The organism is Sphingomonas sp. Leaf230, assembly GCF_001421745.1.
Taxonomy (GTDB): domain Bacteria; phylum Pseudomonadota; class Alphaproteobacteria; order Sphingomonadales; family Sphingomonadaceae; genus Sphingomonas.
In genome coordinates, this window is record NZ_LMKW01000010.1 from 240,927 (window position 1) to 262,490 (window position 21,564).

At 65.3% G+C, this 21,564-nt stretch carries 22 protein-coding genes and 1 tRNA gene; 10 read left to right on the top strand and 13 right to left on the bottom strand.

All coding sequences use genetic code 11. The annotated features are described in order from the left end of the window. Positions 1–141 precede the first annotated feature (141 nt). A complete protein-coding gene (locus ASE82_RS13080; protein ID WP_056064007.1) occupies positions 142–720 on the top strand; it encodes a hypothetical protein in 579 nt (192 codons plus the stop codon). Beyond that, positions 717–1,028 carry a hypothetical protein gene (locus ASE82_RS13085; RefSeq protein WP_056064010.1) on the top strand — a complete coding sequence of 104 codons (312 nt, stop codon included), beginning with the start codon at positions 717–719 and terminating at the stop codon, positions 1,026–1,028. The genes ASE82_RS13080 and ASE82_RS13085 overlap by 4 nt, the downstream gene beginning before the upstream one ends. 368 nt (positions 1,029–1,396) lie before the next feature. On the opposite strand, the gene ASE82_RS13090 is transcribed toward ASE82_RS13085, so the two are convergent. Beyond that, positions 1,397–1,470 (bottom strand) — tRNA-Gln (locus tag ASE82_RS13090). A 185-nt stretch (positions 1,471–1,655) separates the two neighbouring features. Between ASE82_RS13090 and ASE82_RS13095 the strand changes: the two genes are divergently transcribed. Then, a complete protein-coding gene (locus ASE82_RS13095; protein ID WP_056064013.1) occupies positions 1,656–2,699 on the top strand; it encodes a Ppx/GppA phosphatase family protein in 1,044 nt (347 codons plus the stop codon). Further along, entirely contained in the window at positions 2,696–3,379 is a 684-nt protein-coding gene (locus tag ASE82_RS13100; RefSeq protein ID WP_056064016.1) for an RlmE family RNA methyltransferase, read from the top strand. Before ASE82_RS13095 ends, ASE82_RS13100 begins: the two co-directional genes overlap by 4 nt. A gap of 353 nt (positions 3,380–3,732) precedes the next feature. On the opposite strand, the gene rpoZ is transcribed toward ASE82_RS13100, so the two are convergent. Further along, on the bottom strand, positions 3,733–4,077 hold the full coding sequence (gene rpoZ / locus ASE82_RS13105) for a DNA-directed RNA polymerase subunit omega (RefSeq protein ID WP_055882033.1): 345 nt from the start codon (positions 4,075–4,077) through the stop codon (positions 3,733–3,735). 117 nt (positions 4,078–4,194) lie between these two features. On the opposite strand from rpoZ, the gene ASE82_RS13110 reads away from it, so the two are divergent. Then, positions 4,195–5,355 (top strand): phospholipase D-like domain-containing protein, encoded by a 1,161-nt coding sequence (locus ASE82_RS13110; protein WP_056064019.1) that lies wholly within the window; start codon positions 4,195–4,197, stop codon positions 5,353–5,355. Positions 5,356–5,555: 200 nt separating this feature from the next. On the opposite strand, the gene ASE82_RS13115 is transcribed toward ASE82_RS13110, so the two are convergent. Further along, positions 5,556–6,170 (bottom strand): class I SAM-dependent methyltransferase, encoded by a 615-nt coding sequence (locus ASE82_RS13115; RefSeq protein ID WP_056064022.1) that lies wholly within the window; start codon positions 6,168–6,170, stop codon positions 5,556–5,558. Between the two features lie 181 nt (positions 6,171–6,351). Between ASE82_RS13115 and ASE82_RS13120 the strand changes: the two genes are divergently transcribed. After that, positions 6,352–6,675, top strand: coding sequence for an antibiotic biosynthesis monooxygenase (locus ASE82_RS13120; RefSeq protein ID WP_056064025.1), 324 nt, complete (start codon positions 6,352–6,354; stop codon positions 6,673–6,675). Further along, a complete protein-coding gene (locus ASE82_RS13125; protein ID WP_056064027.1) occupies positions 6,672–7,982 on the top strand; it encodes an MFS transporter in 1,311 nt (436 codons plus the stop codon). The genes ASE82_RS13120 and ASE82_RS13125 overlap by 4 nt, the downstream gene beginning before the upstream one ends. Before the next feature lie 15 nt (positions 7,983–7,997). Here ASE82_RS13125 and ASE82_RS13130 read toward each other — a convergent pair whose 3' ends face one another. The 3 genes from ASE82_RS13130 to ASE82_RS13140 all read right to left on the bottom strand — a co-directional run bounded on the left by ASE82_RS13130 (position 7,998) and on the right by ASE82_RS13140 (position 11,447). Further along, positions 7,998–8,645, bottom strand: coding sequence for a TetR/AcrR family transcriptional regulator (locus tag ASE82_RS13130; protein ID WP_235524701.1), 648 nt, complete (start codon positions 8,643–8,645; stop codon positions 7,998–8,000). Next, on the bottom strand, positions 8,588–9,052 hold the full coding sequence (locus tag ASE82_RS13135) for a nuclear transport factor 2 family protein (protein ID WP_056064030.1): 465 nt from the start codon (positions 9,050–9,052) through the stop codon (positions 8,588–8,590). Before ASE82_RS13135 ends, ASE82_RS13130 begins: the two co-directional genes overlap by 58 nt. 121 nt (positions 9,053–9,173) lie before the next feature. Beyond that, positions 9,174–11,447 (bottom strand): CDC48 family AAA ATPase, encoded by a 2,274-nt coding sequence (locus tag ASE82_RS13140; RefSeq protein ID WP_056064033.1) that lies wholly within the window; start codon positions 11,445–11,447, stop codon positions 9,174–9,176. 265 nt (positions 11,448–11,712) lie between these two features. Between ASE82_RS13140 and ASE82_RS13145 the strand changes: the two genes are divergently transcribed. Next, the gene (locus ASE82_RS13145; protein WP_056064036.1) at positions 11,713–12,597 is read left to right on the top strand and encodes a LysR substrate-binding domain-containing protein; all 885 of its coding nucleotides are present in this window, start codon (positions 11,713–11,715) and stop codon (positions 12,595–12,597) included. 119 nt (positions 12,598–12,716) lie between these two features. On the opposite strand, the gene ASE82_RS13150 is transcribed toward ASE82_RS13145, so the two are convergent. Beyond that, positions 12,717–13,175 (bottom strand): peptidylprolyl isomerase, encoded by a 459-nt coding sequence (locus ASE82_RS13150; protein ID WP_056064039.1) that lies wholly within the window; start codon positions 13,173–13,175, stop codon positions 12,717–12,719. Between the two features lie 108 nt (positions 13,176–13,283). Here ASE82_RS13150 and mgtE point away from each other — a divergent pair, with 108 nt between their 5' ends. Further along, complete coding sequence (gene mgtE, locus ASE82_RS13155) at positions 13,284–14,693, top strand: magnesium transporter (protein WP_056064042.1); 1,410 nt, start codon at positions 13,284–13,286, stop codon at positions 14,691–14,693. 31 nt (positions 14,694–14,724) lie between these two features. Continuing rightward, entirely contained in the window at positions 14,725–15,129 is a 405-nt protein-coding gene (locus ASE82_RS13160) for a DUF1489 family protein (RefSeq protein WP_056064045.1), read from the top strand. A 263-nt stretch (positions 15,130–15,392) separates the two neighbouring features. Here ASE82_RS13160 and ASE82_RS13165 read toward each other — a convergent pair whose 3' ends face one another. The 6 genes from ASE82_RS13165 to ASE82_RS13190 all read right to left on the bottom strand — a co-directional run bounded on the left by ASE82_RS13165 (position 15,393) and on the right by ASE82_RS13190 (position 21,192). After that, positions 15,393–16,115, bottom strand: a complete 723-nt coding sequence (locus ASE82_RS13165; protein ID WP_056064048.1) for a GIN domain-containing protein — start codon at positions 16,113–16,115, stop codon at positions 15,393–15,395. Between the two features lie 49 nt (positions 16,116–16,164). Then, positions 16,165–16,896 carry a head GIN domain-containing protein gene (locus ASE82_RS13170; RefSeq protein ID WP_056064051.1) on the bottom strand — a complete coding sequence of 244 codons (732 nt, stop codon included), beginning with the start codon at positions 16,894–16,896 and terminating at the stop codon, positions 16,165–16,167. A gap of 171 nt (positions 16,897–17,067) precedes the next feature. Beyond that, on the bottom strand, positions 17,068–17,601 hold the full coding sequence (locus ASE82_RS13175) for a CarD family transcriptional regulator (protein WP_056053923.1): 534 nt from the start codon (positions 17,599–17,601) through the stop codon (positions 17,068–17,070). 202 nt (positions 17,602–17,803) lie between these two features. After that, positions 17,804–18,145 (bottom strand): ferredoxin FdxA, encoded by a 342-nt coding sequence (gene fdxA / locus ASE82_RS13180; protein ID WP_031393648.1) that lies wholly within the window; start codon positions 18,143–18,145, stop codon positions 17,804–17,806. 253 nt (positions 18,146–18,398) lie between these two features. Beyond that, positions 18,399–18,692 (bottom strand): RNA-binding S4 domain-containing protein, encoded by a 294-nt coding sequence (locus tag ASE82_RS13185; protein WP_082441528.1) that lies wholly within the window; start codon positions 18,690–18,692, stop codon positions 18,399–18,401. A gap of 7 nt (positions 18,693–18,699) precedes the next feature. Further along, a complete protein-coding gene (locus ASE82_RS13190) occupies positions 18,700–21,192 on the bottom strand; it encodes a helicase-related protein (RefSeq protein WP_056064058.1) in 2,493 nt (830 codons plus the stop codon). Positions 21,193–21,564 lie beyond the last annotated feature (372 nt).

Consider the following 21,564-nt stretch of genomic DNA (forward strand, 5'->3'; position numbering starts at 1 on the left):
TCGAACCCTGTCGGCGAATTCGTTGGTGGAGTCGGTCAGGGGCTTTACGATGTCGGCGCGGGAACGGTGACTGGCGTCCGTGCTGCGCTGACGACAAATCCGGTCACCACCGTTCGCAACGCCGGCCGCGGGATAGCGGGCATGATCGACACTGCGATCGCTGCCGAAGATACGCCAGCTCGTGCCCAGCTTACGCGCGCGGCAGCCGCGGTCGACAACGCCTCGGCCCGCGAGATCGGTCGCGCCACGGGATCAGTCGCTGGAAACATTGCTCTGGCGGTCGCACCTGGGGCGGTGCTCTCCAAGGTTTCGGCACTTCGCAGCGTGCGCATGGCAAGGCCGCGCACGACCTACGATCCGCCACAGATTGGCTGGGTGAAGGAGACTGTCACGTCCAACAAACCCTGGAAAACGTATAACGATACTGCGGTTGGCTCGCGCCCCGGTCAAGCGCCGACGTTGATACGAACGATGCCGGACAGCTCAAAGCGACCCGTAAAGTTCGACGGAATCCAGGGCGATTACGTGATCGACCGGAAATGGAAAATAGTCACCGCACCACGTGCACGGTCCCAGATTTTGCGACAATCGGAAGTCTTGGCACAACATCGCCTTATTGGAGTATGGGAAGTTCCTACTCCTGTGCAGAAGATTAAGGCCCTCAAGCTCCTAAAGAGGATGAACGTCACCAACATCAAGGTAAGGGTAGTCAAACCATGATAGTTACCCAGATCGCGCACATCATTGCGGATTATGTCGTTTTTCTTGAGCTGACCGAGGAAGAGGAGCTAAACCTTGATACGGCCGTCACGATGATGGAAGCGCTAGCGGACCAGCTCGAAAATTTAGATAAAGATTTTCTACGTGAACTGATCGACGCTTTCGCCATAATCGCCGAGGAATATAGCGGCGAGGCGCAGGGGGTGGTGCGAGATATAGCGCACAACTTTTATCTCGAAGAGGCGCTCGCAGCCGACGATCCGGTAAGACTGGTTCAGTTGGAAGAGCTGCGCGACGCAAGGGAATGAACGCGAGGATATCAGCGCCCCAAGAATGTGAAAGTAACGACGTCGAACAGAGGATACCGCCTTATCGGTGACGCTGGCTGAGAGCGTTTTAGCCGATCTGAGCCCCTGGCTTTGGCCTCAGTGGGCAAGTTTCTTGGCACTAAGGCGGCGTGAAGCATGGCGACTGCGTCTTGCATCGTGGCCGGCGGATTCATGTCCCGAAGCGAATCCGGGCAAGCGGCTTCCGTGTCGCCTAACTCGACCGAGTGCAAGACGGCGCTTACCCGACCGAGTGGCCGGTCGACGCACGCAGAGATCATCAAGCGCCAAGGTACTAATTGAACTCGTCGTTGCTTTGGAATTGCCTCGACCGCTCAGGCGGGAGGCGCTGGATGCCCCGTGAGGATTCGAACCTCAATAGGCGGTATCAGAAACCGCAGTCTTACCATTAGACGACGGGGCATCAGCGAGGGCGGGCTCTACGAGGGGCCGCCAAGGCTGTCAACGCCAAGATGTTGCCGTTTCGCCACTTCGCTTGCGTAATCGCGCCGCCGCGCTACATTCGCATCCAAGCACCGGGCGGGTATTTTCCCGCGGCGGCAGACATAGATAGCGAGTTTTACGGCGATGGGGGATGTTTCCGCCCGAATGCCGTTCCGGCAGGGTAGTCCTGCCCGTCCGGCGGCGACCCGGCCCTCTCGTGGGCGGTGGGCCGATGCGCAGGCGTTTGCCGCGCTGGATCTTGGCACCAACAATTGCAGATTGCTGATCGCACGGCCGCAGGCTGGCGGCTTCGCGGTGATTGATGCGTTCTCGCGAATCGTCCGGCTGGGCGAGGGATTGGCTTCGACCGGCAAGCTGAGCGATGCGGCGATCGAGCGGACGATCGCTGCCTTGCGCGTGTGTTCGGACAAGCTCCAGCGGCGCAACGTCACGTTGGCGCGATCGGTCGCGACGGAGGCGTGTCGGCAGGCGTCGAACGGGCCTGCGTTCATCGCGCGCGCGCTCGCCGAGACGGGCATCCATCTCGACATCATTTCCGCCGAGGAAGAGGCGCGGCTGGCGGTGCTCGGCTGCCATGCGCTGATCGAGCCCGGGGAGGATCCCGCGCTTGTGTTCGATATCGGTGGCGGATCAACCGAGCTCGTGCTGGTCGATACCTCGACGCCGATCCCGACCGTGCTCGACTGGCATTCGGCGCCGTGGGGCGTGGTCTCGCTGACCGAGCATGCCGGCGGCGGTGAGGGCGAAGGCGGCCGTCGTGCCGCGTATGCGAAGATGCGTCAGGTCGTTGCCGACAGTTTCGCGGGGTTTGCAGCCCGCCTGCCCCGGCATATCGAGCGGCCGCGTTTGCTCGGCACCAGCGGCACGGTGACGACGCTAGGCAGCGTGCATCTCGGACTCAGCCATTACGACCGCTCGGTGGTCGATGGGCTGATCGTGCCCGCCTCGGCGATGCGGAAGATCAGCGCCGACCTTTCCCATATGTCGATCACGGAGCGCGCCAAGCTGCCGTGCATCGGCAACGAGCGCGCCGACCTGGTGGTCGCGGGCTGTGCCATTCTGGAGACGATCATGGATTTGTGGCCCGCCGAACGGCTCGGCATCGCCGACCGCGGCATTCGCGAGGGTATCCTGCGCGGACTGATGGGTTCGCCCAAGCCCGGCAAAGCCACGGGAGCGGTGGCATGAGCCGCGGTGGTTCCGGCGGTCATGTCCGCGTGCTTACCGCGCGGAAGCGGACCGCGCAGTCGACGCGCTGGCTGGAGCGGCAGCTGAACGATCCGTATGTGAAGCGTGCCAAGGCTGACGGGTATCGTAGCCGCGCGGCGTACAAGCTGATCGAGCTCGACGAGCGGTTCGAGTTGATCCGCGGGTCGAAGCGCGTGGTCGATCTCGGCCTCGCGCCGGGTGGCTGGGCGCAGGTGATCCGGCGGCGGATACCCAAGGCGACTGTCGTCGGCATCGACCTGCTACCGGTCGATCCGATCGAGGGCGTGACGATCTTCGAGATGGATTTCCTCGACGATGCGGCCCCTGGCAAGCTGATCGAGGCGCTGGGCGGCGCGCCGGACTTGGTGCTGTCGGATATGGCGGCGAACACGGTCGGGCATCCACAGACCGACGCGTTGCGGACGATGGCGCTGGTCGAGACGGCGCTGCACTTTGCGTGCGAGGTGCTGGAGCCGGGCGGGACGTTCGTGTCGAAGGTGTTCGCGGGTGGTGCGGATTCCGAGCTGGTCGCGGAGATGAAGCGGAACTTCAAGACTGTGAAGCATGCCAAGCCGCCGGCAAGTCGCAAGGGCTCGGTCGAGTGGTTTGTTGTTGCGCAGGGGTTTAAGGGTCGGTCAGCGTTGCGCAGCAACGACTGACGACGCGGCTTTGCCGCGGCGCTGTACCTCAGGGTGATACCGAAGCGTCACGGCTGAGACTGTTTCCCCGCGAAGGCGGGGATCCAGACTGGGCTCCCGCCTTCGCGGGAGAACAAGGAGGGGTCGTGGTTCGACGGTCTGCCTGAAGCATGTGCCCTCACCCTTCCCACGGCAAACGCCGCAAGCCCCTTCCCTCTCACCTTCAGAGGGAGGGTATAGAAAAAGCCCGCGGACTTGGGTCCACGGGCTCTCTCTATTTCGCGCGCCGCGGCAAAGCCGCGTCGTCGGTCGGGCTATGCCCGCCGGCCGGGGTTTCGGCCAAGCCGCGGATTAGCTTTCGCTAATCCCCTGCCTCAACCCTCGTAATCAGCCCCGAGATTCTGGTTCCGCGGCGGCGCAGCAGCAGTAAGCCGCAGTGCCTCGGCCGAAGCAGCCAGGCTGCCCACGGCATCGACCTCGTCGTCGTCGTCGACGCGAACCTTCTGCAGGCCCTGGATGACCTGTTCCTTGAGATGCGCCGGCTTGACGTTCTCGTCTGCGATCTCGCGCAGCGCGACGACCGGGTTCTTGTCGCGGTCGCGGTCGAGCGTCAGTTCGGCACCACCCGAGATCTGGCGCGCACGCTGGGCCGCGAACAACACCAGGTCGAACCGGTTGGGGATCTTGTCGACACAATCCTCGACGGTAACGCGCGCCATGCGGCTTCCTTCGTAACAACGATAGAATGAGAATGCGTCGCCTACGGGGAGTGGCCTGCAAAGTCAAGAAATGCGCCTTGGCTTGCCTCCGGTGCCCGCCATGTCCATCAGGCTGCCATGGAAGATCCAGCAGACCAGCCGACTTTCAGCGTCGACGGCAACCAGATGACGCTGCTCGATACCGGCCCCCGCCGGCTGGACGCGGTGCTCGCGCTGATCGACGGCGCCGAGCGAACCCTGCGCATCCTCTATTACATCTACGCCGACGACGAGTCCGGAAAGCGCGTCAACGCTGCGCTCATCGCCGCCGCCAAGCGTGGGGTCGAGGTCGCGCTGATCGTCGACGGGTTCGGTAGCGACGATGCCCCACACGCCTTCTTCGAACCGCTCGAAGCCGCCAACGTGTCGGTATGCCGGTTCTCGGCACGGTTCGGCCGCCGCTATCTGCTGCGCAACCACCAGAAGCTCGCGCTCGCCGACGAAAAGCGGATCATCATCGGCGGCTTCAACATCGAGGACGATTATTTCGGGACCGCCGCCGAGCAGGCGTGGCGCGACCTAGGTTTGCTGGTCGAGGGTCCGGCGGCGGGGCGGCTGGCCGGCTATTTCGATGCGCTGAAGGAGTGGATCCATGAGCCGAAGGGCAAGCTGCGGCGGCTGAACGCGGCGCTGTCTCATTGGAGCGAGACCAAGGGCGCAACCCGCTGGCTGATCGGTGGACCGACGCGGAAGCTGTCGCCCTGGGCACGTGCGGTGCGCGACGACATGCGACGCGGGCGGCGGATCGATATTATCGCCGGGTATTTCACGCCTAGCCCCGCGCTGCTGCGTCGGCTTGATAAGGCCGGGCGGCGGCAGGCCGAGGTCCGGGTCGTCACCGCCAGCAAATCGGACAACAACGCGACGATCGCGGCGGCGCGGTTCACCTATGCGGGGCTATTGCGGAAGGGCGTGCGGCTGTTCGAGTATCAGCCGACCAAGCTGCATACGAAGCTCTACGTGATCGACGACGCCGTCCATATCGGCTCGGCGAACTTCGACATGCGCAGCCTGTTCATCAATCTCGAACTGATGCTGCGGATCGAGGATGCGGCGTTCGCTGCGCATGTCCGCGGGTATATCGATGGTGAAGTGGCAAAGTCGGTCGAGGTGACCAAGGAACTGTACCAGGCGAACACCGGCTGGATGCAGCGTATCAAACAGCTCGGGGCGTATTTCGTGGTGGCGGTGGTCGACCCGAGCTTGTCGCGCGGGCTGAACTTCGGGATCGACGAGTAGCCCTCCCCATTCATCCTGAGTAGCCATCGAGTAGGTGCGAAGCGCCGTATCGAGCTGGCGTATCGAAGGACAAGTTGGGATGAGTTACACCAGCGCCGACGGCAAAGCCGCCGTCGGACGGGTTCGGCTATCTTAGCCGACCCGCCGGCCGGGCCTGACGCTGCGCTTTGCGCATCGGCGCGGGCGTGGCCGCGCCTGCGTCAGTCCTTCCACGCCCAATACAATTGCGCCGGCGGCACGTTCCACCACTCCATGTCGTGGTCGATCGACTGGAAATGTGGGGTCAGGAAATCCTTCACCTTGGGTGAGAACTGATAGACCAGGAACGCACCGCCGGTTCGCAGGACCGAGTGCGTCGCAGCCGCGATCGCAGGGCCGACACCGGGGGGCAGCGTCGAGAAGGGCAAGCCGGACAGCACGTAGTCCGCCTTTTCGAAACCATGGTCGGCGACGATCGTCTCGACCTCGTCGGCCGATCCCAGCACCGCAAAGAACCGCGGATCGGTGATCGTGTGGCGCAGATACTGGATGAATTCGGGGTTCGTATCGATCACCACCAGCTTGGCGTCGGACGCCATCCGGTCGAGGATCGGGCGACAGAACGTGCCGACGCCTGGGCCATATTCGACGAACAGCTTGCAGTTCGCCCAGTCCACCGGACCGAGCATCTTGCGGATCAGCTTGTCCGACGACGGCACGATCGAGCCGACCATCACCGGGTGTTTCAGGAACCCTGAAAAGAACATCTGCCACGGGGACGGCACGCCGGCTGGTCGGCTGCGTGCACGCCGGGTGGCGGTGGTCGAACTGGGCATCGCGTTCCTTACGGTCAGGGGTCCCGCACGCTGGCGAGGCTTTGGCCCTCCCGTCGCACGAATTCCGAACGCGTTTCAAGGGCCGCAGGTTGCATCGGGCGACGAACCGAAGCGGAAGTCGTGCTGCGCCAAGTGGTTCTGGCAGCTTTGCCAAGCGTACGGCATCGCTTAAGCACGGATCATGAACGACGATCGGGCAGGACAGATTGCGGTTATTTTCGTGTCGATCCGTAACGACGCGGACGCCGCCGGCTATGGCGAGGCCGCCATGGCTATGGACGCGCTAGCCGCGGCTCAGCCTGGCTATCGCGGCGTCGACAGCGCGCGCGAGGCGGGCGGTATGGGGATCACCGTCAGCTATTGGGCGGACGACGCCGCGGCGATCGCGTGGCGCGACCATCCCGAGCACACTGCGATTCGCGAGTTCGGGCGAGCGCTCTGGTACGATAGCTATTCGGTCAACGTCGCGCGGATCGAGCGCGCCTATCACTGGACACGAGCATGACCGGTGCATCGACGGACGGCCCGAAGATCGACCGCCGCTTCGCGCTGATGTTCCTCGTGATGCTGACGATCGCCGCGGGGAATACAGCACTGCAATCGGTCCTGCCGGCACTCGGGCGGTCGCTCGGGGTGGCCGATAGCGCGGTCGCCGCGGCGTTCTCGGTCTCGGCGTTGCTGTGGGTGATCGCCGCGCCGTTCTGGGCGAACCGGTCTGACAAGCACGGCCGGCGCGCGATGATCCTGCTCGGTGTCGGTGGGTTCAGCGTGTCGCTGACCTTGTGCGGCGTGTTCCTGCTGGCCGGGATCAACGCCTGGATCGGCGGCACGACCGCGTTCCTGTGCTTCATCGGCGGCCGGCTGATCTACGGCACGTTCGGCGCGGCCGCACCGCCGGCCGTGCAGGCGCTCGTCGCCGGCGAGACGACGCGCGAGGAGCGGACGAAGGCGCTGACATTGCTCGCCTCGGCATTCGGGCTCGGCACCATATTGGGGCCGGCGATCGCGCCGTATTTGATCCTCGGCTCGATCGGCGGGGTCGAGATCGGGCTCGCCGGCCCCGCGTTCCTGTTCGCGGTGTTCGGCGTGGCGGTTTGGATCACGGTGCGGCGGATGCTGCCCGACGACAAGATCGTCGCCCCGCACGAGACGCACGGCGCGAGTTCGGCCTATCCCTCGATCGGCGGCGCCCCGACCGGCGCGTCGGTTGCCGCCGCGACCGGATCGCATGTCGAGCATGTGGGGTATACCGATCCCCGCATCCGCGCGTGGATGATCGCCGGGTTGGTGATGGGCCACGCGCAGGCGATGACGGGGCAGGCGATCGGCTTCCTAGTGATCGACCGCCTCCACCTCGCCCCCGCCCTCGCGCTGGAGCCGACCGGCATCGTCCTGATGATGGGCGCAGGCGCCGCGCTGCTCGCGCAATGGGGCATCATCCCGCGCCTCAACATGACCCCGCGGCAACTCGTGCTGACCGGTCTCGTACTCGCGGCCGTCGGCACAGCGCTGACCGGCATCGCCACGTCGCTTTACACGATCGCGACCGCCTATGCGCTGGCGAGCCTTGGCTTCGGCTTCACGCGACCGGGGTTCACGGCGGGCTCTTCGCTGGCGGTCGGTGCAAGCGCACAAGGCTCGGTCGCGGGCAAGGTGACGTCGATCAACGGCGCGAGCTTCGTACTGGGGCCCTCGATCGGCGTCGGCCTGTACGAGGCACAGCACTCCCTCCCCTATCTCGTCGCGGGCGCGGCCTGTGTCGTGATGATCGCCTATGCCTGGGTTTCGCTGCGTGATGCGAAGGACGTTTAGGCTGAATCAGGCCGGTTACGCATCGGACCTGCCATGACATGCCACTGCGTCGAGCAAAATCCCTTCCAGCCGACGGACGATCCGCACGAACGCGGCCTCCTCACGCAAAGCGCGCGCCAGGACGATCGCGCCCTGAATCCCTGCAACCGTCTCTTCGGCGAGGCGCAGGGCTAGCGATGACGGAAGAGCGCTCGCTTCGAGGCAGTGCGCCAAGGCCGATATCCAGCGGGAGAAATACCCGCTGATCCGGACTGCGAAAACGTCACCGGAGGCGCCCAAACCGAGCCAGCCGACGAGGCAGACCCTCCCCCCGGACTGGAAATACGCCGTCACGTCCTCGATCATGGCGCCGATTGCCGATGCCGGGTCAGCCGCCTGCTCCAGCGGCACGAAGATCGTCATGGCGAACCAATCGTCTATCTCGGCGAGGACGGCGTCCATCATCTCCACCTTCCCGCCGGGAAAGAAGTTGTAGAGGCTGCCCTTGCCGAGCCCGGTCGCCTTCGAAAGCGTCGCCAGACTGGCGCCCTCGAAGCCATGTTCGCGAAACGCCTCGGCCAGTGCCGGAAGGGCGTCGGCGCGATCGGTCAGGATGCGTTTCGCGGTCAGAGGCCGAGGTCGCTTAGCGAGGGATGATCGTCGGGGCGACGGCCGAGCGGCCAATGGAACTTGCGGTCGCCTTCCGCGATCGCGCAGTCGTTGATCGAGGCGATGCGGCGCGCCATCAGCCCGGCATCGTCAAACTCCCAATTCTCGTTGCCATAGGAGCGGAACCAGTCGCCGGCGTCGTTGCGCCATTCATAGGCGAACCGCACCGCGATCCTGTTGCCGTCATGCGCCCAGACTTCCTTGATGAGGCGATAGTCGAGTTCCGCTGCCCATTTGCGCGTCAGGAAGGCGACGATCGCGTCGCGCCCGGTCAAGAATTCGGCCCGGTTCCGCCAGACGCTGTTGGGCGTGTAGGCCAGCGACACCTTGTCCGGATCGCGACTGTTCCACGCGTCCTCTGCCATGCGCGCCTTCTGCGCGGCGGTCTCATGCGTGAATGGAGGCAGTGGCGGTCGGGACATGGCGGCACCTATCGATCAACTTGTACCAAATGGTACAACATGGCCATGCTGCGTGCAACGATGATCCGGTGGCAAGATCGCTCATCTTCCCACCCGACGGGAACCGGGTGGGAAGTAAGGGTCAGTCGTCCGCCTTGTTTGGGAACGCGAAGCCCAGGGGCTGGATGGCCGTCGCGTCCTGCTTCAGGCGGGCGGCCATCTGTTCGTATTCGCGTTCCGTCTCCGGGGTGACGCTAGCGCGCGACTCCTTCAGCGCGCCTTCGAAGTCGGCCATCGTCACGTCGGTCGAGTCGATCGAGCGGCGCAACGCCACCAAGCCGGCGCGGCGGACGACGTCCTCGAGGTCTGCACCCGAGAAACGGTCGGTGCGGTCCGCGAGACGGTCGAGATCGACGTCGGACGCGAGCGGCATCTTCTGCGTTTGGATGCCGAGGATGCGGCGGCGACCGGCCTTGTCGGGGACGCCGACGTAGACGAGTTCGTCGAACCGCCCCGGGCGCAGCAACGCCGGGTCGATCAGGTTGGGCCGATTGGTCGCGCCGATCACGACGACCGATTGCAACTCCTCCAGCCCGTCCATCTCGGCGAGGATCGTGTTGACGACGCGCTCGGTCACCTGCGGCTCGCCAGCACCGCTGCCCCGTGCGGGCACCAGTGAATCGAGCTCATCGATGAAGATCACGCACGGCGCGACCTGACGCGCGCGCTGGAAGAGGCGGGCGATCTGCTGTTCGCTTTCGCCATACCATTTGCTCAGCAGGTCTGACGATTTGGTGGCGATGAAGTTCGCCTCCGCCTCGCGCGCGACCGCCTTTGCCAGCAACGTCTTGCCGGTGCCGGGCGGGCCGTAGAGCAGGAAGCCCTTGGCCGGCCGGATGCCGAGGCGGCGAAACGCGTCGGGGTTCTTGAGCGGGAGTTCAACACCCTCCTTCAGCCGCATCTGCGCATCGTCGAGACCGCCGACGTCGGCCCAGCGTACGGTCGGCGCCTGCACCATGACTTCGCGCATCGCCGATGGCTGGACGCGCTTGAGCGCACCCAGGAAATCCTCGCGCGTGACCGACAATTCGTCGAGCACTTCGGGCGGGATCGTCCGCTCCTCGAGGTTGAGCTTCGGCATGATCCGGCGGACCGCCTCGATCGCCGCCTCGCGGGTCAGTGCGGCGAGATCTGCACCGACGAAGCCGTAGGTGGTGCGCGACAGCTCGTCGAGATCCACCCGGTCGCCGAGCGGCATGCCACGCGTGTGGATGCCGAGGATCTCGCGACGGCCACGTTCGTCCGGCACGCCGACGACGATCTCGCGGTCGAACCTGCCCGGACGACGCAGCGCTTCATCGATCGCCTCGGGACGGTTGGTGGCGGCGATAACGACGAGGTTCGCGCGCGATTCGATGCCGTCCATCAGCGTCAGCAACTGCGCGACGAGACGCTTTTCCGCCTCCCCCGACACTTGGCCACGCTTTGGCGCGATCGAATCGATCTCGTCGATGAACACGATCGAAGGCGCTGCCTTCGCCGCTTCCTCGAAGACCTCGCGCAGGCGCGACTCGGACTCGCCATAGGCCGAACCCATGATCTCGGGGCCGTTGATCAGGAAGAACTGAGCATCGGATTCGTTGGCGACGGCGCGCGCGAGGCGCGTCTTGCCGGTGCCGGGAGGACCGTGCAGCAATACGCCCTTGGGTGGATCAACGCCGAGCCGCTGGAACAGTTCGGGGTAGCGGAGCGGCAGTTCGACCATCTCGCGCAACTGGTCGATCGTCTGCGCCATGCCACCGATGTCGTCGTAGGTGACGTCGGCGCGGCGTGCGGCCTGTGGTTCCTCGTATTCGGAGCGCAGTTCGATCTCGGTATTCTCGTCGATGTGCACCACGCCCTTGGGGCTGGCGGCGATCACCGCGAGGCGGATTTCCTGGAGCGCGTACGCCGGCGCGTTCATGAACTGCTGGACGCCCGGCGGCATGTTGCCGACGCGCTGATGCCCCGCGGTCGCGACGATATCACCCTGGCAGATCGGCCGGCCCAGGAACGTGCGCTTGAGCGCGTTGGTGGAACCCTGCAGGCGGAGATTCTGCTGCGCCGGCGCAAACACGACGCGCGTCGCCGGCTTCGATTCGGCCTTGCGCACCTCGACGTAATCGCCCGAGCCGACGCCGGCATTGGCCCGCTGGAGACCGTCGAGGCGGAGGATGTCGAGACCCTCGTCCTCCGGATACGGGCCGACGGCGCGCGCAGGCGTGTTCTGCTTGCCGAGGATCTCGATGACATCGCCCTCGCCGATACCGAGCGTCGCCATCAACGCGCGCGGGAGGTGCGCCAGGCCGCGGCCGCTGTCTTCGGGACGCGCGTTGGCGACCTGGATTTTGCGCGTGGGGATTTCGCTATCGGCCATGTCGACTCCATTCGATCTCGTAGCGTCCGAGATAGGGGGCCGGTTCCAGCCTTGTCAGGGGTTGAAAACACAAAAAAAGGGCCGGCCAATGAAGGCCAGCCCGTGAAAGTTTTTAGGAGAGGATGCCTGAAAGGCGAGGTCTTTTTGCGTCGAGACGGTTCGTGTTGCAAGTGCGAAGGGATCAGCTACGATTGCGCTAACTGCAATCGCATGCATGAATGCGTCCAGCGGCCATTGTCACACTCGTCGAGTCGAAAGAGGAATCATGCGCAGGCTGCCGCCATTGGGGGCTATCGAGGCGTTCGTGCAGGTCGCGCGGCTGGGGTCGATCAAGGCCGCGGCCGAGGATCTGGCGCTGTCCGCACCTGCGCTCAGCCGGCGCGTGCAAAGCCTGGAACGGTTCATCGCCAAGCCGCTGTTTGCGCGGCGGCATCAGGCGATGGTGCTGAATGCGGATGGCGAACGATTGCTGGCGCAGATCGCACCGGTGCTCGATTCGCTGTCGGACGCGGTCGAATCGCTGACCAGCACGACCGAAGTGCTGCGGTTGCGTCTTGGAATCCTGCCGCTCTATGCGTCGCAGAAGCTGTTTCCACGTCTGGGCGAGCTACGCACGTCGCACCCCGAACTGCACCTCGATATCGATACCGCGGCGCATCTGGTGTCGCGGCTCGGCGATGGGCTCGACGCGGTGATCGCGCTGTCACGCGAGATCGATCCGTCGTTCTACGCGCGGCGGCTTGATCGGAACTCGGTCTATGTGATCGGTGCGCGGAGTTTGCTGGAGCGCGCGGACCCGGTCACGCGGCCCGAACAGCTCTCGACGCTGACGGCGCTGGTGCACCGCGACATGACGGATACGTTCACGGCATGGCGGACGGCGGCGGGGCTCGACGATATCGAGCCTCTAGCGATCGATCATTTTGATTCGGGGGCGCTGATGCTGGAGGCAGCCGCGCAGGGGCTCGGCGTCGCGTTCATGCATGCGAGCCACTTCGAGGATGCGAACGATCCGCGACTGGTACGGTTGTTCGATATCGAGGTGGAGAGCCCGTACAGCTACTGGTTCGTATGCCGCCCGCGGGCGTTGCAGACCAAGCCGGTCAAGCTGTTCCACGACTGGCTGATACGGACGGTGGCGGAGGTCTGAGCGCTACTCCCCTCCCGCTTGCGGGAGGGGTCGGGGGGGGGCGTGCCTCGCGCACCGGGCGCCGGTACGTACGTCGCGCCCTCCCGTAGCCCCTCCCGCAAGCGGGAGGGGAATTCAGCTTACGCAGCGCGTGCCTTGACGATCTTGCCCGGCGTACGCGGCGGCTCGCCCTTTGGCAGCGCGTCGATCAGGTCCATGCCGTCGGTGACTTCGCCCCAGACGGTGTACTGCTTGTCGAGGAAGCGCGCGTCGTCGAACACGATGAAGAACTGCGAGTTCGCCGTGTCGGGCTGGTTCGTGCGTGCCATCGAGCACACGCCGCGGACGTGCGGCTCGGCCGAGAATTCCGCCTTGAGGTTGGGCTTGCTCGACCCACCGGTGCCGTCGCCGCGACCACCGTCACCGCCCTGCGCCATAAAGCCCGGGATCACGCGGTGGAAAGGTACGCCGTCGTAAAAGCCTTCGTTCGCCAGCTCGACGATCCGCTCGACGTGCTTGGGCGCCAGATCGGGGCGCAACTTGATCGTGACGTCGCCGCCATCGAGGGTCAGCGTCAGCGTTTCGGGGGTGTCAGCCATTCATGTTCTCCTGAATTGATGCGCGGCAGATAGGGAGCCGCACTCCGACTGGCAAATGCACGCGCACCGCGTTAGGGCCCAACCGCGCATCTTTTAAGGGAGGCAGCCATGAGCGAACTCGAGCTTCCCGAGGTCGAAACCGACACCCAGCCCGAAAACCAGCTCGATCGCGACGACCATCTGCGGCCGGAATTCGTGCGGGCGGTGCTCGATGCGGTCGAGGACGGCAACGACGAGGCGGCGCGTACGCTGGTCGAGCCGTTGCACCCGGCCGACATCGCCGATCTGTTCGAGCTGACCCCGCAACAGGATCGCGCGGCGCTGGCGCGTGCCGTCACCGACCTGCTCGACGGCGACGTGTTCGCCGAGATGAACGATTACGTCCGCGAGGATCTGATCGACGCGCTCGAACCGCACCAAGTCGCCGATCTCGCGTCCGAACTCGATACCGACGATGCGGTCGCGATCATCGAGGACATGGACGAGGACGAGCAACGCGCGGTGTTGCGTGCGCTCGATCCCGACGATCGCGCGGCGATCGAGGAGGCGCTGAGCTACGCCGAGGAGTCCGCCGGTCGCCTGATGCAGCGCGAGCTGATCGCGGTGCCCGAGCATTGGACCGTCGGCGATGCGATCGATTATCTGCGCGGCCACGAGGAACTGACGACCGATTTCTGGGAAATCTTCGTCGTCGACCCTGCGCACAAGCCGATCGGCACATGCCAGCTGTCGTGGATGCTGCGCACCCCCCGCGGGATCGCGATCGCCGACGTGATGAAGCGCGAGCAGACGCTGATCCCGGTCGACATGGACCAGGAGGAAGTCGCGCTCCGCTTCCAGAAATACGCGCTGATCTCGGCTGCGGTGGTCGATCATGGCGGCCGGTTGGTCGGGATGATCACGGTCGACGATATCGTCCACATCATCTCCGAGGAGGCGGGTGAGGATACGCTGCGTCTGGCAGGCGCCGGCGATGGCGACATCAACGAGCCGATCCGGCTGACGGTGCGCACGCGGTTCACTTGGCTGGTGGTCAATCTCGGTACCGCGATGGTCGCGTCGTCCGTCGTAGGTCTGTTCCAGGGAACGATCGCGAGCTTTGCATTGCTCGCTGTGCTGATGCCGATCGTGTCGGGAATGGGCGGCAATGCCGGCACGCAGACGCTCGCCGTGGTGGTGCGCGCGCTGGCGACCAACCAGCTGACGAGTTCGAACACCGCGCGGATGATCGGCCGCGAATTCCGCATCGCCGCCGCGAATGGCGTCATGCTGGGCGCGCTGATCGGACTTGGGACGTATGTTATTTTCCGCAATACCGACCTGTCGCTGGTGATTGCGGCGGCGATGCTGGTGAATAACATCACGGCGGGGCTGAGTGGCGTGCTGGTACCGGTGACGCTCGACAAGTTCCGGATCGACCCTGCGGTGTCGTCGGCTGTGTTCGTGACGACGATGACCGACACGATGGGGTTCTTCTCGTTCCTCGGGCTCGCGTCTTTGTGGGGTCTACACGGTTGATCGTCCGGTATTAACGCCCATTTCCAACGCTATGCCGCTCCACCTCACCAAAGTCGCGTTCGGCGCGGAAAGCGTCAACCATCTGGCGGAGCGGCTCCGGCTGCGTGGCGAAGAGGGGCCGGTGTTCCTCACCACGCGCTATCTGCCCAAGCGGCATGAGGAGGTCGCTGGTCAGGGTTCGATGTTCTGGATTCTGAAGCACCAGCTGATCGCGCGCTCGCCGATCCTCGGATTTGGTGAAGCTGAAGAGGGCCGCGTCGCGATCCACATCGATCCGAAGCTGGTGCTGGTTCAAGCGCGGCCAAAGCGTGCGCATCAGGGGTGGCGGTATCTTGAGGGTGCGGATGCGCCGCTCGATCTGGGCGGCGATGCGACCGGGTTGGACGTGATGCCGCCCGCGCTGATGACCAAGCTGGCGGAATTGGCGCTCATTTAAGGGGTGGGGCCCAGAACTCGTCGAGGTTCATCCCACCCGACGATGAACTCCATCGTCATCCCCGCGCAAGCGGGGATCCGTATCCTCAGAGGATAGCGATCTCAGTGAAAGGTCAGCCAGTATGGGTTCCCGCCTCCGCGGGAATGACGATACACGTTCGGAAGGTATGAGAGCCGATACGGATAGGGTAACTCGCTCGATCCAGATGCCGATTTTGCCCGCGAGAGGTCGGTGTGGATGGGGCAGCAGCACACTATCCTCTTCTACGGAGCAGAGACTCCCGCCCCCGGCTTCCCACACACCACCGGCCCACCGGCCGCTGCATCGACGCGGCATTTCGCGTTGCCGGTGATCGTTACCGTTCCCAGCCCGCTGTTGGTCACCTGCGCGGTATAGCGCGCCGCCGCCTTCGTCTCGCCGACACCGTCGAGGTGGACGGTCAGGTCGTTGACCGCCAGCCCCGATGCGTCGATCGCGCCCGGCCCGCTCGTCACGAGGCGCGCGCGCGCCGCGCGGCCGGCGAGCGTCATCTGACCGGTGCCGATCAGCGTCGCGTTCAGCTGATCGGTATCGGCCGCCGCGAGGGCCAAGCTCCCGTTACCGCTGACCGTCACGTCGACGCGCATGCCGCGCATCTTCGCGATCGTCAGCCGCCCGCCGGCCGCGACGCTGGCCGAGGTCAGCTCGGGTGTCGAGAGCGTCACGACGGTCGGCCCCGCCCCGCCGCCGCCGCGCGTCTGCTCGCCCCAGCCGCCGGTGCCCTTGCGCACCGACAGCGTGGTACCATCGACCCGGACGGCCACATCGTCCCCCCTGCCCGGGCCGGTGATGGTCGCACGCGGCGAGCCTATCGTGACGCGGACCTCGAACGGCCCCTCGACCCGCACGCGATCGAAGCTGCCGACCGAGACCGTCCGGCTCGTCGCGGAAGACTGGGCGAATGCCGGCGAGGACAGGATCAGCGACGCGGCGAGCAGATATCTCATGCCCGCGAACGTCGCCGGTTATGTACCCTCGCGCAAGTCCGGCGGCGGCTTACCGCCCGCAGCGGACCCGCCCCGAACCCATCTTGGAGATCGTACAGCGGGATTGCGGCCCGAGATCGACGTCACCCGAGCCCAACATGGCGACCTTGGCAGCGCCGTTCACCACCGCGCGCACGCTTCCCGAACCGGCGATCTCGACGGTCGCCGATTGCGCCTCAAATCGCGTGCCGTCGAGATCACCCGAGCCTGCGATGTCCACCTTCAGATCGCGTGCCGTGCCGCTCGCATGCGCGGTACCCGATCCGGCGATCGAGAATTTCGCAACGTCGACCTTGATCGCGGCGATATCGAGATTGCCCGATCCGGCGATTCCGCCCTCGAACCCACCGCCCTCGACACGGTCCACGGCCATGTTGCCCGATCCCGAAACGCTCGCGTCGGTCAGCCGTGGCAGGGTGACGTACACCTTCACCTTGGCGCCCTTGCTCCAGCCCAAGCTTGCCCCGTTCTTGCGACCGATATTGAGCGTATCGCCGTCACGCTCGATGCGCAGACGATCGAGTTGTTCGCTCGGCCCCTCGGCGCGAACCGAGAAGCCGGTGCCGACGCGGACGTCGACATCGTCCGAGCCACGAAGGTCGATGCCGTTGAAACCGGCGACCTGGAAGGTCCGGGTGGTCCCCGAACCCGCCGCCGCAGCCCCCGAGCCTTCATTGTCGCCGTTCCAGCTGAACGAGCAGGCCGCGAGAGGAATGATCAGTCCGAGCGCAAGAAAGTTCATCGCATCCTCCTGTGTATTATTAACACAATACACCCGCTACTGGACGGCGCAATGAGAAACTTGTCTGGCGCTGGCTCGCTGCACGGCCCCCTATCTTGAGGAAGGAAGCAGCAGAACGAAAAAGGGCGGCCCCGCAGGACCGCCCTTTCGTCTCGGCAAAGCGCCCGGCGGTTATGCCGGCACCTTGTCCTTGTTGTAAATCGCGGCCGCGGCGCGGAGGATGTCGAGGATCTTCTCCTGCGCCTTGGGCTCGTCGAGCTCTTCCATCGCCGCCAGTTCGCGGGCGAGGCGGCTGGTCGCGCCTTCGAAGATCTGGCGCTCGGAATAGCTCTGCTCGGGCTGGTCGTCGGCACGGAACAGATCGCGGACCACTTCGGCGATCGACACGAGGTCGCCCGAGTTGATCTTCGCTTCATATTCCTGCGCACGGCGCGACCACATGGTGCGCTTGACCTTGGGCTTGCCCTTGAGCGTGTCCATCGCCTCGCGCATCGTCTTGTCCGACGACAGCTTGCGCATGCCGACGCTTTCGGCCTTGTTGGTCGGAACGCGGAGCGTCATGCGCTCCTTCTCAAACCGGAGGACGTAGAGTTCCAGTGTCATGCCGGCGATTTCCGAGCGCTGGAGCTCGATCACACGGCCGACTCCGTGCTTGGGATAAACGACGAAATCACCGACATCGAAGGACAGTGCCTTGGCAGCCATTTGGGGCCTTTCCGGATCAGGCCTCCACGCGACGCCTCGACGAAGGACTCGTCGCTGCTGCATCGGGGGAGGGATAGGTCTGTACGTCAAGCGGATGACGTGAATCATCGCGCCCGTCGCGGACCCATCTAGCAGCTTTGCAACAAAATTACCAGCCGAACGTGGCAGGCGGCTTGCCCTTTTCGGGATTCGCCGCCTCTTCTCAGTCGCCTGCGCCGGGTTCGGGCGAGAAATACTTGTCGAACTTGCCCTCGACGCCCTTCATCGCGTCGGCGTCCGGCGGCGTCTGGTTGTCGTTGCGCGTGACGTTGGGCCATTGCGCCGAGAACGTCGTGTTCAGCTCGAGCCACTGCTCCAGCCCGCTCTCGGTGTCGGGCAGGATCGCTTCGGCGGGGCATTCCGGCTCGCACACGCCGCAGTCGATGCACTCGCTGGGATTGATCACCAGCATGTTCTCGCCTTCGTAGAAGCAGTCGACCGGGCACACTTCCACGCAGTCCATGTACTTGCAGCGGATGCAGGCATCGGTGACGACGTAGGTCATTGCAGAACTCCTGGGCCGGATTCCTTTCCGGCGACGAACGTGCCAGCGGTTATGCGCGCATGCCGGTCGCGTCAATCATAGCAAGCCTTCTGCGAGACGTTATCACGCTTTGTCGCTTCGATTTCACACTGCCCAACCCCCTTCCGTCATCCTGACGAAAGTCAGGATCCAGGATACCAAGGATGGCGTCTCGTGGCTCTGGGTCCGGACGTTCGTCAGGATGACGACGATCGGTCGTGTCGAGCCTCGTCGGTCACTCGGAAGCCTGATCACGGACGGTACCGGCCGGCGTCTTCCCCGCAATCAAATCCTGATAGCATCCTTGCGCCTCGGGCGCCGGCCCCCGTCGCGCTGGCAGCGCCTCGACCCGGATCACCCGAACCTGATCGGCCACTGCAAACGTCAGCACATTCCCAATCCGAACCGGGCAATGCGCGCGATCGATCGGACGACCATCGATGCGCAGATGCCCCTTCTCGGCGATCGCCTGCGCGGCGCTGCGCGTCTTCGCGAGCCGCACGAACCACAGGAACCGATCGATCCGCATCGCGCCTTCAACCATGGCGAACCAGTGCGGCCAGCCCGGCAAAGGCGTTCTGCCGCGACGGATCGATCGGCGTCGGAGCCACAGCCCGCGCCGGCGGACGCCCGCGCCAGACCCAGCGCGGTGTGTCCCCCGCCAGCGCCTTGAACCCGAGTTCGGTCATCAACCGCTCCAGCGACGCGGCATCGACGCCGATCGAAGTCGCCAGAGCAGGATCGGGCGCGAACGGCGTACGACCCTGCCGCGAGTCGTGCGCGGCACGTGCGATGCGCTCGATCAGGTCGATCCGGACTGCCTGGAGTCCAAGCGGACGGAACCCCGCCTCCAGAACCGCACCCGTGCTGCCACGCGTCAGCACGGTCGCCCCATCTCGCGGGGCGGCTATCGTCGTACCGCGTGCCGCCGCGAGGATGCGCCGCCAGCGCGCCGACTCGGGCTTGAGCAACCGCACATCGAACAGGTCGAGCGCGCCGACCGTGATCCCGATCTTGCGCAACCGCTTGCGCTCCTCGGGATCGATGGCGTCGAGTGCGAGCCGCATCGGCAACCGCGGCAGGATCCCGCCGGCCTCCTCGATCGCGCTGGCGACCGCACGCAACGCCGGCGTGGCATTCGGATCACGACTCAGTTCGGCGAGGTGGACCAGTACGGCGATCCGCCGCTTGAGCATCACCCCGAGCCACAGCGACAGCCGCGCCTCGATTCGATCGCGCGCGGGCTTGTCGAGGCAGTCGAGCGATCGGTCGAGGATCAGCTTCGGCCGCGCGAACGACGGCCCCGCGCCAAGCTTGGCGACCGGGTGACCCGCCCAGATGATCTGCGCCACATCGTCGAGCGCGATATCGGCGTCCGGCGCATCGACCAGCGATTGCCCGCGCCGCGACCGCTCGCCGGTGAGACGCTTCTCCGCCGCCGCGAGCAGCAGGCGCTTGTCGCTCGCCCGCGCGTCCGCCGCGACGGTGAAGCGGAACCCGTCGAGGCGACCGATCGGATGATCCTCGACCATCACCTCGCCCTCGGGGCCGATCACCACCGGCAGCGCGCCCGCATCCGCACCGATCTGACGCATCAGCGCGGTCGTGCGCTTGTCGACGAACCGTTGCGTCAGGCTAGCATGGAGCGCATCCGACAGGCGTTCTTCGAGCGCCGCCGTGCGCGCCGCCCACAGCGTAGGCTCGGCGAGCCAGTCGGCGCGCTGCGCGATATACGCCCAGATCCGTGTCGCCGCGATCCGCCCGGCGATCACCGGCACGTCGCCCGCCACCGTATCAAGCCGCGCGATCTCGTCCGCGAACCACTGGTGCGGGATATGCCCGCGCCCCTCGCTGAGGTGCCCGAACACCCGTGATACGAACCGCGCATGCGGATCGAGGCCGACTTTCCGAAAATCGGGCAACCCGCAAGCAGCCCACAGTCGCGCGACCATCGCCGGATGCCGCGCCCGCTCGCGGACCCAGCCCTCCTCGGCCAACCGCTTCAGCACGCCGAGATCGAGCGCCTGAGGCGCGGCGCGCAGGACACCCGCGGGAGGGCGCGCTTCGAGGCTTGCGACCAGCGCGTCGATGCTCGCGTAATCGGGTTCGCCCTGTCGCCAGTAGAGGTTTTCCAGCCGCGGAAACCGGTGTTCCTCGATCGCCAGCACTTCCTCGGGCAGGAACGCGCCGGGGCCGTCGTCCGACAGCGCGCCGAACGTGCCATCACGCTGGTGTCGCCCCGCACGGCCGGCGATCTGCGCCATTTCGGCCACCGTGAGGCGACGCTGACGCTTGCCGTCGAACTTGTTTAGGCTGGCGAACGCGACGTGCGCGACGTCCATGTTGAGACCCATGCCGATCGCGTCGGTGGCGACCAGGTAATCGACCTCGCCTGCCTGAAACATCGCGACCTGCGCGTTGCGGGTGCGCGGCGACAGCGCCCCCATCACCACCGCCGCACCACCGCGCAGACGCCGCAGCATCTCGGCGACCGCGTACACTTCCTCCGCCGAGAACGCGACGATCGCCGACCGCTTGGGCAGGCGGCTGATCTTTTTCGCGCCCGCATAGGTCAGCGTCGAGAAGCGCGGCCGGTTGACGATCTCCGCGCCGGGGACGAGCTTCTTGATCATCGGCCGCAACGCCTCGGATCCGAGGATCATCGTCTCCTCGCGTCCCCGCGCGCGCATCAGGCGGTCGGTAAACACATGCCCGCGCTCCGGGTCGGCGCCCAATTGCGCCTCGTCCAGTCCGACGAAGGCAACGTCGCGATCGGGCATCGATTCGGCGGTACACAGGAACCAGCGTGCATCGGGCGGCACGATCTTCTCTTCGCCCGTGACCAACGCCACGCGGTTCGCACCCTTGATGGCAACGACGCGGTCGTAGACCTCGCGCGCGAGTAGGCGCAGCGGGAAACCGATCATGCCGCTGGAATGCGCGCACATCCGCTCGATCGCGAGGTGCGTCTTGCCCGTGTTGGTCGGGCCGAGAATCGCGGTCACGCCAGCGGAGACTTCGTCGCTCATGGTGGGCAACATCGGGGGTAAAGTGGGCTGGCGCAATGACCTGGGTGGAATTGCGCGGTGTTGGCGGGGTGAATGTTGGGTTCGTTCGATCATCGAGCTTCGGTGTCCGCCTCAATCTAAAACCACCCCGGCGAAGGCCGGGGCCCAATTGGGGAACAGGCTTAACGGAGGTCCGCGCTTCATCACCTTGGCCTACCCTATTGTGCCCCGGCCTTCGCCGGGGTGGTGGATAAAGTTCGGACGCCTTCTAAAACCCAGACAGGGAAGCAGGATCATCAGTCCCTAAACTCGCCCGCCCCGACCCGAGCACGCCCCGCCGCCGCCAAGCCCAACAATCGGCCCGGTTAATTTGACTTTAGCATGTCCTCGCCA